Source organism: Paracoccus sediminilitoris (assembly GCF_003259195.1).
Lineage (GTDB): Bacteria > Pseudomonadota > Alphaproteobacteria > Rhodobacterales > Rhodobacteraceae > Paracoccus > Paracoccus sediminilitoris.
In genome coordinates, this window is the sequence record NZ_QJPK01000002.1 from 241355 (window position 1) to 254011 (window position 12657).

12 protein-coding genes are annotated in these 12657 nt (G+C 67.3%); 9 read left to right on the forward strand and 3 right to left on the reverse strand.

The genetic code is table 11. The annotated features are described in order from the left end of the window. Positions 1–36: 36 nt before the first annotated feature. From DKT70_RS05075 to iolB, 8 genes are all read left to right on the forward strand, one after another. Positions 37–960, forward strand: a complete 924-nt coding sequence (locus tag DKT70_RS05075) for a sugar ABC transporter substrate-binding protein (protein WP_072296614.1) — start codon at positions 37–39, stop codon at positions 958–960. Between the two features lie 70 nt (positions 961–1030). Further along, positions 1031–2134 (forward strand): ABC transporter permease, encoded by a 1104-nt coding sequence (locus DKT70_RS05080; protein WP_111558117.1) that lies wholly within the window; start codon positions 1031–1033, stop codon positions 2132–2134. 1 nt (position 2135) lies between these two features. Beyond that, the gene (locus tag DKT70_RS05085; RefSeq protein ID WP_111558118.1) at positions 2136–2912 is read left to right on the forward strand and encodes an ATP-binding cassette domain-containing protein; all 777 of its coding nucleotides are present in this window, start codon (positions 2136–2138) and stop codon (positions 2910–2912) included. Next, positions 2912–4027, forward strand: a complete 1116-nt coding sequence (locus DKT70_RS05090; RefSeq protein ID WP_111558119.1) for a Gfo/Idh/MocA family protein — start codon at positions 2912–2914, stop codon at positions 4025–4027. The genes DKT70_RS05085 and DKT70_RS05090 overlap by 1 nt, the downstream gene beginning before the upstream one ends. Beyond that, positions 4024–5943 carry a bifunctional 5-dehydro-2-deoxygluconokinase/5-dehydro-2-deoxyphosphogluconate aldolase gene (locus tag DKT70_RS05095; RefSeq protein WP_111558120.1) on the forward strand — a complete coding sequence of 640 codons (1920 nt, stop codon included), beginning with the start codon at positions 4024–4026 and terminating at the stop codon, positions 5941–5943. Before DKT70_RS05090 ends, DKT70_RS05095 begins: the two co-directional genes overlap by 4 nt. Beyond that, on the forward strand, positions 5940–7769 hold the full coding sequence (gene iolD / locus DKT70_RS05100; protein ID WP_111558224.1) for a 3D-(3,5/4)-trihydroxycyclohexane-1,2-dione acylhydrolase (decyclizing): 1830 nt from the start codon (positions 5940–5942) through the stop codon (positions 7767–7769). Before DKT70_RS05095 ends, iolD begins: the two co-directional genes overlap by 4 nt. Positions 7770–7781: 12 nt before the next feature. Next, positions 7782–8696: a myo-inosose-2 dehydratase gene (gene iolE, locus DKT70_RS05105; protein ID WP_111558121.1), complete on the forward strand. Its 915-nt coding sequence runs from the start codon at positions 7782–7784 to the stop codon at positions 8694–8696. A 67-nt stretch (positions 8697–8763) separates the two neighbouring features. Next, positions 8764–9570: a 5-deoxy-glucuronate isomerase gene (gene iolB / locus DKT70_RS05110; protein ID WP_111558122.1), complete on the forward strand. Its 807-nt coding sequence runs from the start codon at positions 8764–8766 to the stop codon at positions 9568–9570. Here iolB and nagA read toward each other — a convergent pair. Further along, a complete protein-coding gene (gene nagA / locus DKT70_RS05115) occupies positions 9567–10673 on the reverse strand; it encodes an N-acetylglucosamine-6-phosphate deacetylase (RefSeq protein WP_111558123.1) in 1107 nt (368 codons plus the stop codon). The two genes, iolB and nagA, sit on opposite strands and share 4 nt — an antisense overlap. Continuing rightward, on the reverse strand, positions 10670–11509 hold the full coding sequence (locus DKT70_RS05120) for a BadF/BadG/BcrA/BcrD ATPase family protein (RefSeq protein ID WP_111558124.1): 840 nt from the start codon (positions 11507–11509) through the stop codon (positions 10670–10672). The genes nagA and DKT70_RS05120 overlap by 4 nt, the downstream gene beginning before the upstream one ends. 122 nt (positions 11510–11631) lie before the next feature. On the opposite strand from DKT70_RS05120, the gene DKT70_RS05125 reads away from it, so the two are divergent. Next, positions 11632–12243 (forward strand): hypothetical protein, encoded by a 612-nt coding sequence (locus tag DKT70_RS05125; protein WP_146612595.1) that lies wholly within the window; start codon positions 11632–11634, stop codon positions 12241–12243. Here DKT70_RS05125 and DKT70_RS05130 read toward each other — a convergent pair. Continuing rightward, positions 12198–12485 (reverse strand): DUF2218 domain-containing protein, encoded by a 288-nt coding sequence (locus DKT70_RS05130; RefSeq protein ID WP_111558126.1) that lies wholly within the window; start codon positions 12483–12485, stop codon positions 12198–12200. The two genes, DKT70_RS05125 and DKT70_RS05130, sit on opposite strands and share 46 nt — an antisense overlap. Positions 12486–12657 lie beyond the last annotated feature (172 nt).

Here is a 12657-nt window from a genome sequence, read left to right on the forward strand (position 1 = left end):
CCGGGGGGATATGACTTCAACCTTGGGAGGGAAGACATGACCACATTCAGAACCGCCGCGGCAGTCGCCGCATTGATGGCCTTCGGCGCCCCCGCGCTGGCCCAGAATATCATCGTCGTAGCCCATGGCCAGGCGAACGACCCCTTCTGGTCGGTCGTCAAGAACGGCGCGGCCAAGGCCGGCGAACATACCGGCGCGACGGTCGATTTCCGGTCGCCCGAAACCTTCGACATGGTCGCCATGGGCCAGCTGATCGATGCCGCCGTCAACCAGGAGCCCGACGGGCTGGTCGTGTCGATCCCCGATGCGGATGCGCTTGGGCCCTCGATCGAACGCGCGGTCGATGCGGGCATCCCCGTCATCTCGATGAATTCCGGGTCCGACGTCGCCAAGGAACTGGGCGCGCTGCTGCATGTCGGCCAGTCGGAATTCGACGCGGGCAAGGCCGCAGGCGAAAAGCTGGCCGAGTTGGGCGGCAAGAAGGGCATCTGCGTCAACCAGGAGGTCGGCAACGTCTCGCTGGACCAGCGCTGCGCCGGTTTCGCAGAAGGCTTCGGCAACCCGGTTTCGGTCGTGCCGACCCAGAACGACCCGACCGAGGTCCAGTCCAAGATCCGCGCCGCCCTGGACAGCGACCCCGAGGTCGACACCGTCCTGGGCCTGGGCGCCAGCTTGGTCGGCGAACCGGCCGTGGCCGCCGTCAAGGCGCTTGGTCGCGACGACGTCCTGATCGCCAGCTTCGATCTGTCGGCGGGCTTCCTGCAATCGGTGGCCGACGGCGACGCCGCCTTTGCCATCGACCAGCAGCAATACCTGCAGGGCTATCTGCCGGTCGCCTTCTTGGCGCTGAACGCGGAATACGGGCTGATGCCGGGCGGCGACGTGCCCTCGGGGCCGAACCTGGTGATGCAGGACAGCGCCGCGCAGGTGATCGACCTGTCCGCGCAGGGCATCCGCTGACCGGCGGCCGAACAGGCGGGCGCATCGCGCGCCCGCCCATTCCGACAGAGCGAGAGGGGGGAGGAAACCCATGGCCAACGCCACCGCATCCGCGGACGAGCGGATCAAGACCGAATCCATCACGACGCGCCTGATGAAGCGGCCCGAACTGGGGGCGATCGGCGGGGTGATCCTTGTCACCATTTTCTTCCTGTTCACCGCCAGCGGGACGATGTTCTCCTTTTCGGGGATCATGAACTTCCTGACCCCCGCGGCCCAGCTGGGCATCCTGGGGATCGCGGCCGCGATGTTGATGATCGGCGGCGAATTCGACCTGTCGATCGGGTCGATGGTGGCCTTTGCCGGGATGATCTTCGGGGTCCTGGTCGTCAACATGGGCCTGCCGCTGATCTTCGCCATTCCGCTGACCATGGGCTTTGCCGCCGCGATGGGGGCCGTCAATGGCGCCATCGTGCTGCGCACCGGTCTGCCCAGCTTCATCGTGACGCTGGCCTTCCTGTTCATCCTGCGCGGCGCGTCGCTGGTCGGGCTGAAGATCTTCACCAACGGCTCGACCCAGCTGCGCGGCGTGCGCGAATCGGTCGAGGGTGACTGGCTGGCCCCTTTCTTTTCGGGAGACGCCTTCGGGGGCGCCTTCCAGTGGATGGCCGACAATGGCTGGATCGAGGCGCTGAATTCCGGCGCCCCCAAGGTCCCCGGCATCCCCGTCGAGATCTTGTGGTTCATCGCCGTGGCCGCCGTCGCCACCTTCGTCCTGCTGCGCACCCCTGCCGGCAACTGGATCTTTGCCACCGGCGGCGACAAGAACGCCGCCAGCAATTCGGGCGTGCCGGTGCGCAAGGTCAAGATCTCGCTCTTTATGCTGACGGCCTGTGCTGCGGCGCTGGTGGCCATCATCACCGTCATCGACACCGGGTCGACCGATGCCCGCCGCGGCTTCATGAAGGAATTCGAGGCGATCATCGCCGCCGTCATCGGGGGCTGCCTGCTGACCGGCGGCTACGGGTCGGCCATCGGGGCCTTCTTCGGGGCGATCATCTTCGGCATGGTCACCATCGGGCTGACCTATACCGGCTTTGACCAGGACTGGTTCCAGGTCTTTCTGGGCGGCATGCTGCTGCTGGCCGTGGTCTTCAACAACGCGATCCGCAAGCGTGTGACGGGGGAACGCTGACATGACCGATCCCATCATCCGGATGCAGGGCATCAAGAAGCATTTCGGCAATGTCATCGCCCTGAACGGCGTGAACTTCGATGTGCGTCCCGGCGAATGCCACTGCCTGCTTGGCGACAACGGCGCGGGCAAGTCGACCTTCATCAAGACCATGTCGGGCGTTCACAAGCCGACCGAGGGCACGATCCTGTTCGAGGGCAAGCCCCTGTCCTTCGACAGCCCCCGCGACGCGATGGAGGCGGGGATTGCCACCGTCTTCCAGGACCTGGCCATGATCCCGCTGATGAGCGTGACGCGCAACTTCTTCATGGGGCGCGAACCCACCAGGGGCCGTTTCGTCAAGCGCTTCGACCTGGAGGCCGCCAACCGCATCTGCATGGAGGAGATGCGCAAGATGGGCATCAACCTGCGCGCGCCCGACCAGGCGGTGGGCACGCTGTCGGGCGGCGAACGCCAGACGGTCGCCATCGCGCGGGCCGTGTATTTCGGGGCCAAGGTGCTGATCCTGGACGAACCGACAAGCGCGCTTGGCGTGCGCCAGACGTCGAACGTGCTGGCGACCATCGCGCGGGTGCGGGCGCAGGGCGTGGGCGTCGTCTTCATCAGCCACAATGTGCGCCACGCGCTGGCCGTGGGCGACCGCTTCACCGTGCTGAACCGCGGCCAAACCCTGGGCACCGCCCAGAAGGGTCAGATCGACGCCGCCGAATTGCAGGACATGATGGCCGGCGGGCAGGAGCTGGCGACGCTGGAAGGCAGCCTGGGGGGGACCATTTGATGACGCAGGCGCGACCCTTGGGCGTGGCCCTGATCGGCACCGGGTTCATGGGCAAATGCCACGCGATGGCCTGGCGCAACGTCGCCACCGTCTTTGGTGGCGCCCATCCCCGGCTGCAGGTGCTGTGTGACATGCCCGATCGTGCCGAAGCCATGGCCGCGCAGTTCGGTTTCGCCCGCGGCACCGATGACTGGCATCAGGCGGTCGCCGACCCTCAGGTGGACGTGGTCAGCATCACCACCCCCAATGGCCTTCACCGCCCCATGGCCGAGGCCGCGCTGCGCGCCGGCAAGCATGTCTGGTTGGAAAAGCCCATGGCGCTGACGCTGGCCGATGCGCAGGCCATGGCCGATCTGGCGGCGCAGCATCCGGGTCAGGTGACGCTCTTGGGCTACAACTATCTGCGCAGCCCGGCCTTTCAGGCGGCGCGCGATCTGGTTGCACAGGGCGCGATCGGGCGTCTGCTGGCGTTTCGCGGCGTCTATGACGAAGACTATTCCGCCGACCCGCTCCTCCCCTGGTCATGGCGGATGACTCACGAGGGGGGCGGCCTGGGCGCGCTTGGCGATCTGGGCTGCCACCTCGTGAGTCTGATGGTCGCGCTGATGGGGCCGGTCGATCAGGTGACGGCCATGACCCAGATCGCGGTCCCGCAGCGTCCCTCGCCCGAAGGCCCGCGTGCGGTGGAGAATGAGGACAGCGCCTTGGCCCTGATCCGATTTGCCAGCGGGGCGCAGGGGTCATTCGCCACCTCGCGCGTGGCGCGCGGCCGAAAATGCCGCCTGCAATGGGAGGTCCACGGCAGCGACGGCACACTGGTCTTCGACCAGGAAAACATGAACGAACTTTGGGTCCATCAGGCAGGGCAGCCAGGCTTCGTGCGGCATCTGACCGGACCCGACCAGCCCGATTTCGCGGCCTTCTGCCCCGGCGCAGGCCATAATTTCGGGTTCAACGAACAGAAGGTCATCGAATGCCGCGACCTGATGCGCGCCATCGACGGCCAGGGTCCCGCCACGCCCGATTTCGCACAGGGCCTGGAGATTGAACGGGTCATTCACGCGATGGCAGCCTCGGATGGCCGCGCCGTGACGATGAAGGAGTTTCAAGGATGAAGACGATTGATGTCGTGACGATCGGTCGGAGTTCGGTTGATCTTTACGGTCAGCAGGTCGGCGGCCGGCTTGAGGACATGGGGTCCTTTGCCAAATATATCGGCGGCAGCCCGACGAACATCGCCTGCGGGACGGCGCGGCTGGGGCTGCGCTCGGCGGTGATCACCAAGGTCGGCGATGAACATATGGGCCGCTTCATCCGCGAACAGCTGATCCGCGAAGGCGTCGACGTGCGCGGGGTGGGAACCGATCCCGACCGGCTGACCGCACTGGTGATCCTGGGCATCCGCGATCAGGACAGCTTTCCGCTGATCTTTTATCGCCAGGACTGCGCCGACATGGCGCTGTCGCCCGACGATATCGACGAAGACCTGATCGCCGATGCCCGCTGCGTGTTGGCGACCGGCACGCATCTGTCGCATCCGCAGACCGAGGCTGCGGTCATCAAGGCGCTGGATCTGGCGCGCCAGCATGGCGCGCGCACGGCGCTGGACATTGATTACCGTCCGAACCTCTGGGGCGTGGCCGGGCATGGCGATGGCGAAAGCCGCTTTGTCGAAAGCGCCGCCGTCACCGCGCGCCTGCAGGCGACGCTGCACCGCTTCGACCTGATCGTCGGCACCGAGGAGGAGTTCCACATTGCCGGCGGCACCACCGACACGCTGGCCGCCCTGCGCGCGGTCCGCGCCGTCAGCGATGCCACGCTGATCTGCAAGCGCGGGGCGGTGGGCGCCGTGGCCTTCGAGGGCGCGATCCCCGACAGCCTTGATGCCGGTCAGGCAGGCCCCGGCTTCCCGATCGAGGTCTTCAATGTGCTGGGCGCGGGCGACGGCTTCTTTTCGGGCCTGCTGAAGGGCTGGATGGATGACGAACCCTGGCCGCGCGCGCTGGAATACGCCAATGCCTGCGGGGCCTTCGCGGTCAGCCGCCACGGCTGCACGCCCGCCTATCCCAGCCTCGAGGAACTGCGCTTCTTCCTGGATCGCGGCGTGGTGCGCCCCGATCTGCGCAACGACGCCGATCTGGAACAGATCCATTGGGCGACGAACCGTCAGGGCCGCATGGGCGGCGACTGGTCGACGATGCGGGTCTTCGCCTTCGATCACCGTATCCAGCTGGAGGAGATGGAGGGTTATACCCCCGCCAAGGGTGGCGACTTCAAGCAGCTCTGCCTGCAGGCGGCGCTTCAGGTGCAGGACGGGCAGGCGGGCTATGGCATCCTCTGCGACAACCGTATTGGCCGCGCGGCGCTGCATGCGGCATCGGGCACGGGCCTGTGGATCGGCAGGCCAGCCGAATGGCCCGCCTCGCGCCCGCTGACGCTGGAACCCGAACTGGGCCCCGATTGTGGAGCCCTGCAGGAATGGGCGCGCGAGAACGTGGTCAAGGTGCTTTGCTTCTGTCACCCGGACGACGATGCCGCCCTGCGCGCCGATCAAGAAGCGACGGTCGGCAAGCTCTATGCCGCCGCGCGCCGCAACGGGCTGGATTTCCTGCTGGAGATCATCCCGTCCAAGGTCGGCCCGGTCGATGACGACACCACCGCGGCGCTGATCACCCAGTTCTATGCCGCGGGCATCTTCCCCGACTGGTGGAAGCTGGAACCGCTGACCAGCAAGCAGGCATGGTCCAAGGCCATCGCCGCCATCGAGGCGCATGACCAGAACACCCGCGGCATCGTGGTTCTGGGACTGGACGCCCCCGAGGACCAGCTGGCCGCCAGCTTTGCGGTCGCAGCCAAATTCCCGCTGGTGCGCGGTTTCGCCGTGGGCCGGACCATCTTTGGCAGCGTGGCCCACGACTGGCTGGCCGGACGCATCGACGACGCGCAGGCGGTGGCCATGATGGCACAACGCTATGAGAGACTGTGCAATATTTGGGACGATGCGCGCGCCGCATCGCGGGTGGCGGCATGACGGGCACAATCAGACTGACGGCCGCGCAGGCCATCGTCCGCTGGCTGTCGGTGCAGATGACCGAGGACGGCGAACGCTTCATCGACGGGGTCTGGGCGATCTTCGGCCATGGCAACGTCGCGGGTCTGGGCGAGGCGCTGCACGGCATCGGCGACGCGCTGCCCACCTGGCGTGGCCAGAACGAACAGACCATGGCCCATGCCGCCATCGCCTTTGCCAAGGGTCATGGACGCCGGCGGGCGCAGGCGATCACCGCATCGATCGGGCCGGGGGCCACGAATATGGTCACCGCCGCGGCGGTGGCGCATGTGAACCGCCTGCCGCTGCTGCTGATCCCCGGCGATGTCTTCGCCAACCGCAGGCCCGATCCCGTGCTGCAGCAGATCGAAGATTTCACCGACGGCACGGTCAGCGCCAATGACTGCTTCCGCCCGGTGGTGCGCTATTTCGACCGCATCACCCGCCCCGAGCATCTGCTCAGCGCGTTGCCCCGCGCCATGCGGGTGATGACCGATCCCGCCGATTGCGGGCCGGTCTGCCTGTCCTTCTGTCAGGACGTGCAGGCCGAGGCCTACGACTGGCCGCAGGCGTTCTTTGAACCGCGCGTCTGGCGCATCCGCCGTCCTGCGCCCGATGCGCGGGAACTGGCGCAGGTGGCCGACCTGATCCGCGCGGCCAAGGCGCCGGTGATCGTGGCGGGCGGCGGCGTCATCTATTCGGGTGCCGAGGCCACGCTGGCCGATTTCGCCACCCGCCACAATATCCCGGTGATCGAGACCCAAGCCGGCAAATCGGCGCTGGCGCAGGACCATCCGATGAACTTCGGGGCGGCGGGGGTCGATGGATCGGCTGCGGCGAATGCGGCGGCAGGCAAGGCCGATCTGGTGATCGGCATCGGCACGCGGCTGCAGGATTTCACCACCGGGTCGCGAACGCTCTTCGCCAACGGGCGGTTGGTCAGCATCAACGTCCAGCCCTATGACGCGGCCAAGCACGGCTCGGTCACGCTGGTGGCTGATGCCAAGGTGGCGCTGGAACAGCTGGGCGGCGCGCTTGGCGAATACCGCGCCGATGCCGCCGATACCGACAGCCGCGCGGCATGGCTGGCGGCGGTGGACGCGCATTGCGCCGCGCCCACGGGCGACGGTTTGCCGACCGATGCACAGGTGATCGGCGCGGTGCAGCGGGCCTCGACCCCCGCCAGCATCGCCATGTGCGCGGCAGGCACCATGCCCGGTGCCCTGAAGCTGCTGTGGCAGCCCAGCCAGGGCGGTTATCACATGGAATACGGGTTCAGCTGCATGGGCTATGAACTGGCCGGCGCGATGGGGCTGAAGCTGGCCCGTCCGGAACGCGAGGTTCTGTGCTTCGTGGGCGACGGCAGCTACATGATGGCCAATAGCGAATTGGCCACGGCGGTGATGCGGCGGATCCCCTTCACGGTGATCCTGACCGACAACCGCGGCTATGGCTGCATCAACCGCTTGCAGCAGGGCTGCGGCGGCGCACCCTTCAACAATATGTATGTCGACAGCCGGATCGAGGTGCAGCCGCAAATCGACTTCGTCGCCCATGCCGGGGCCATGGGGGCGCATGCCGTCAAGGCCCGCGACATCGCGGACCTTCAGGCCCAGATCGAGGCGGCACGCGGGCGCGACATCCCCACCGTCATCGTCATCAACACGACCGCCGCCGAAGGCCCAGGTTTCGGCGATGCGGGCCATTGGTGGGACGTCGCCGTCCCCGAGGTGGGCGATACGGATGCCCTGCGTCGCGCCCACGAACGCTATCTTGAACAGGCGGGCCGTCAGGCCACGCTTAACTGAACGGACAAGACCATGATCCTTTACGGCACCAATCCCATCGCCTGGTCGAATGACGACGACCACAGCATCGGCGCCCATCTGTCGCTGGACGATTGCCTGTCCGATTGCCGCAAGATCGGCTTCGACGGCATCGAAAAGGGCCACAAGATGCCCAACGAAGGCAGCGCGCTGAAGGCCGCACTTGGCGAATACGGACTGCGCTTTGTGGGCGGCTGGCATTCGACCAACATCCTGGCCACCGGCGCGACGCTGGAAACGGAAATGGCGGCACTGGACGTGCATATCGCCATGACCAAGGGCGCGGGCAGCGACGTGGTGATCCTGTGCGAATGCTCGAACACGGTGCATGGCAACGATCAGGTCGCGGTGAACGACCGCCCCATCCTGTCGGATGAGGAATGGGACCGCCTGATGGAGGGACTGAACGCGCTGGCTAGCCATGCGGCGGGGCAGGGCGTGCGCGCCTGCTATCACCACCATATGGGCACCTGCGTGGAAAGCGCGGATGACGTCGACCGCTTCATGGCCGCCGCCGGACCCGATTTGCATCTGCTGCTGGACACCGGCCACCTGACCTTTGCGGGTGCCGACCCGGAAGCGGTCGCGGCCAAATACATGGACCGCGTCGGACATATCCACTGCAAGAACGTCCGCCCCGATATCATGGCGCAGGTCCGCGATCAGGGCCTGTCCTTCATCGAGGGCGTGCGTCGCGGGGCCTTCACCGTGCCGGGTGATGTCGAGGGCTGCGTCGATTTCACCTCCGTGCTGAAGGTCGCGGCCAAGGCGGGTTATTCCGGCTGGCTGGTGATCGAGGCCGAACAGGACAGCGCCATCCGCGATCCGCTGCACTATCAGTCGATGGGGCATAAGGCCCTGCGCCGCATGGCACGCGACGCGGGTCTGGACCGCGACGCGGCCGCCTGATCGACATGACGCGGCCAAGGGGGCGATCCCTTGGCCGCACCACGGGACCAAATACAAGGAGCAACCCATGAGCCATCTTCTTCGAAAGCCCCTTGGGCAGCATGGCAAGGTGCATCAGATCACCGCGCAGGATGCCGGATGGCGGCACGTGGGGTTCTCGCTCTATCGGCTGCGGGCGGGTGAAAGCGCGGCCGAGGCGACCGGCAGCAACGAGGTGATCCTGGTCATGGTCGAGGGCAAAGCCGCCTTTACCGCCGCAGGGCAGGATTGGGGCGTGCTGGGCGAACGGATGGACGTCTTCGAAAAGACCCCGCCGCATTGTCTCTATGTGCCGAACGGGCAGGACTGGTCGGCCACTGCTGAAACCGATTGCGTCATTGCCGTCTGCGCCGCCCCCGGTCGTGGCGGCCATCCCGCCCGCCGCATCGGACCCGACGGCATCACGCTGACCCAACGCGGCAAGGGCGGCAACACCCGCCACATCAACAATATCGCGATGGAGGCCGAGGATTACTGCGACAGCCTGCTGGTCACCGAGGTCTTTACCCCCGCAGGTCATTGGTCCTCCTATCCCAGCCACCGTCATGACGAGGACGACTTCCCGCGCATCACCTATCTGGAGGAAACCTATTACCACCGCCTGAACCCCGCCCAAGGCTGGGCCGTGCAGCGGGTCTATACCGATGACGGGACCTTGGATGAGGTGATGGCGGTCAAGGATGGCGACGTGGTGCTGGTGCCGCGCGGCCATCACCCCTGCGGCGCGCCCTATGGGTTCGAGCTGTACTACCTGAACGTCATGGCGGGGCCGCGCCGCAACTGGCGCTTCGTCCCGGCGCCTGAGGTCGAGGAGATCATCGCCCGCGACGCCTAGGCCGCCAGCGGGCCGCGCAGGGTCAGGTCGTGATCCAGAACGATCAGATCGGCCCTGCGACCCGGCGCTACACGCCCGAAGCGGTCATCCGCGCCGATCAGGGCGGCAGGGATGCTGGTCGCCATGGCCAGCGCCCGTGCGGGGTCGGCCCCTGCCGCCACGATGTTCTGTATCGCCCGGTCCAGCCGCAGATCGGCCCCCGCCAGCGTGCCGTCGGGCAGGGTCAGGCGGCCTTCGCGGCGCAGGATGGTTCGGCCATGCAGGTCGAAGCTGTCCATGTCGCTGCCCGCCACGGCCATGCAGTCGCTGACTAGGAACAGCCCCGACGGTCGCGCGCGCAGGGCCACCGACAGCGCCGCCGGATCGACATGAACACCGTCCGCGATTAGTCCGGCATGGGCCTCGCCCGAGAGGACCGCTCCGACAAGGCCGGGGGCGCGATGGGCCATCTGGCTCATGGCGTTGAACAGATGGGTGGCAAGGCGCGCACCGGCGGCGAAACTCGCGCGGGCGGTTTCCAGGCTGCAATCGCTGTGACCAAGGCTGACCAGCACACCCGCATGGGTCAGTTGCGCGATCTGGTCGGGCGTCACCGATTCGGGGGCCAGCGTCACCATCAGCACCGGCAGGTCGCGGGCGGCGGCGCAGAGCCGCGCCAGGTCGTCCTGCTGCATGGGCCGGATCAGGGCGGGGTCATGGGCACCGGCGCGGCGGGGGTCCAGATGCGGCCCCTCCAGGTGCAGGCCCAGCAGGCCGGGCGTGCCCGCGCGCGCAGCCTGGATGGTGGCCTCGATGACGCTGGCGGTCACCTCCGCGCGGTCGGTGATCAGCGTCGGCAGCACGCCCGCGCAACCAAGCCCGCGATGGGCGGCGCAGATATGGGCCAGCTTATTGGCATCCGTGTCGGCCCCGACCATCAGCCCGCCGCCGCCGTTCACCTGCAAGTCGACAAAGCCGGGGGCCACAATGCCGGGGAGAGGTTCGGCGCCCTTGGGGGCGGCACGGGTGACGCTGGTGATCCGGTCGCCGTCTATGGCGACGGCCATGCCTTCGTGCAGTTCGGTGCCATCGAACAGCAGATCGGGGGCCAAGATGCGGGTCATGCCGTGCCCCTCAGGTCCCGCGCCATGGCAAGCGCGCCATCGACCGCAGATCCCTTGGCCGGTCGCACGTCCCAATCCTGCGCCAGCCGCGCGGCATAGAAGGGCCCCAGCCCGCCAAGGCAGACCACCGGCAGGCCTTGCCCCTGTTGCAATACGCGAATGGCATCGGACATCTGGGCCACGGCCTGATCGCGGATGCGCTGCCCCTCGGGGTCCTGGGTGGCGATCAGACGCGGGGCCAGGGTCGCGAAATCGGCGGGGCTGGCAGTGGTGCCGAAGGCGATGATGCCGTCATGGCCGCCGAATTCGTCGCGGATTGCCGCCAGCAGCGGGCTGTCGGGGGCAAAGCCATCGCCCGCGCGCATGGCCTGCGCCAAGAGGGTCCGGCCAAGAACGGCGCCGCTGCCCTCGTCGCCCATCAGAAAGCCGCGCCCGCCATATTGGCGCAGATCGCCCCCCCGCTGCACGGCCAGGACAGACCCCGTGCCGACCGCCACCAGAATGCCGTCGGCGGTCCCCAAGGCACCCCTTGCGGCGGTGACGGCGTCGTTGACGACCAGCGTGCGGGCAAAGGGCAGGCTGTTGCGTATCAGGGCCGCGGGTCGGGCAAGCCCGCCCCCCGCGACACCCAGCACCGCCACCAGATCGGCGGGGGTCGCCCCGGCCTGCACCATCGCGGCGGTGGCGGCCGCCAGAATGCTGACCGTTGCCCCCTGCGGGTCCGAATTGATGTTGGCCGGCCCGCCTTCGCCACGGCCCAGCAGCTGACCGGCGTGATCGCAGATTGCCGCCCGGCAGCCTGTTCCGCCGCCATCCAGTCCCAGATAAAGCACCATCACGCCTCCTGGCCGGCAAGGAACGCCATGCGGGGGCGAATGAAAAGCCCCAATTTCATCCCTTGCCGGGTTTTCAACAAGGCGATGTTCATGCAATGTTCACCTTCTGCCCAAGGTCGATCATGCTGCCACCTGAACCGAACCCCTTTCAGCTTGTGCCTGCCCGCATCCACGAGGTCGAGGGTGCGGGTCGTCATGCCTTTGCCATCTTTCAGGCCGCGCGCCATGCGGGGCCGGTCTTCTGGGTCCGACCCCTGCGCGATCGGGGCACGTTCCTGCCGGCGGGGCTGCCGCAGGGTCTGGCTGCGCGGCTGTATCAGGTCTGCGCCGGATCCGAGGTCGATCTGCTTTGGGCGGTCGAGGAAACCCTGCGCGCGCGCCTGACGGGTTTCGTCCTGGCCGAGCCGACCAAGCCCCTGTCCCTGACCGCCGGGCGACGGCTGCAGCTGGCGGCCGAGGCTGGGCGCACGACCGGCCTGATGATGATCGGGGCGGGGGCCGGGTCCAATGCCACCGAAAGCCGCTGGCATTGCAGGCCGTTGGCGGGGGCGGGATGGGACATGGCCGCCCACCATTGGGCGCTGACCAAGAACAAGCGCGGCCTGACGGGCGCCTGGCATGTCGCATGGGACCCGCAGGACGGGGTCCCGCAGATTTTTGATACCCGTGATGATCAGGCGGGGTTCGGTCAGGCGGGGGTCGACCAAGCCAGCGGTGCTGGGTCGTCGCGCTGAGCAAAGCGCAGCAGGTGCCGTTCGATGACATCGCGCAGGCTCTCCATCGCCTCGGCATCGCTGGCATCCAGGACCAGATGCAGGCCATCCGCGGTCGTGGCGATGCGCGCCGTTCCCATCTCGAAGGTCAGGATCGCGTGGTTATCGGCCAGGGTGACCGGGATCTTGTGGCCGAAATGCTTGCCCATCGTGGTCATCAGGCCCGTGGCGCGTTCGGTGGGAAAATCTGCGGTCATCTGCATGGCGGAATCCTTTGGTATCCGGCCCCGCGATCGGGGCGATCCGCCTTGGGCTAGGGCGACCAACCAAATTTGTCAACAAATCGGCGCGGTAACCTGACAAAAACACGCGGGCATTCTTTACCTTGGTCATCTGCCGCGCTAGGGCCTTGGTTGCGCGCCCGATTGTCCGGCC

Excerpts from the sequence above, each read along its gene's own strand:
- DKT70_RS05075 (WP_072296614.1), top strand. The coding sequence starts at position 37 with ATGACCACATTCAGAACCGCCGCGGCAGTCGCCGCATTGATGGCCTTC.
- DKT70_RS05080 (WP_111558117.1), top strand. The coding sequence starts at position 1,031 with ATGGCCAACGCCACCGCATCCGCGGACGAGCGGATCAAGACCGAATCC.
- DKT70_RS05085 (WP_111558118.1), top strand. The coding sequence starts at position 2,136 with ATGACCGATCCCATCATCCGGATGCAGGGCATCAAGAAGCATTTCGGC.
- DKT70_RS05090 (WP_111558119.1), top strand. The coding sequence starts at position 2,912 with ATGACGCAGGCGCGACCCTTGGGCGTGGCCCTGATCGGCACCGGGTTC.
- DKT70_RS05095 (WP_111558120.1), top strand. The coding sequence starts at position 4,024 with ATGAAGACGATTGATGTCGTGACGATCGGTCGGAGTTCGGTTGATCTT.
- iolD (WP_111558224.1), top strand. The coding sequence starts at position 5,940 with ATGACGGGCACAATCAGACTGACGGCCGCGCAGGCCATCGTCCGCTGG.
- iolE (WP_111558121.1), top strand. The coding sequence starts at position 7,782 with ATGATCCTTTACGGCACCAATCCCATCGCCTGGTCGAATGACGACGAC.
- iolB (WP_111558122.1), top strand. The coding sequence starts at position 8,764 with ATGAGCCATCTTCTTCGAAAGCCCCTTGGGCAGCATGGCAAGGTGCAT.
- nagA (WP_111558123.1), bottom strand. The coding sequence starts at position 10,673 with ATGACCCGCATCTTGGCCCCCGATCTGCTGTTCGATGGCACCGAACTG.
- DKT70_RS05120 (WP_111558124.1), bottom strand. The coding sequence starts at position 11,509 with ATGGTGCTTTATCTGGGACTGGATGGCGGCGGAACAGGCTGCCGGGCG.
- DKT70_RS05125 (WP_146612595.1), top strand. The coding sequence starts at position 11,632 with ATGCTGCCACCTGAACCGAACCCCTTTCAGCTTGTGCCTGCCCGCATC.
- DKT70_RS05130 (WP_111558126.1), bottom strand. The coding sequence starts at position 12,485 with ATGCAGATGACCGCAGATTTTCCCACCGAACGCGCCACGGGCCTGATG.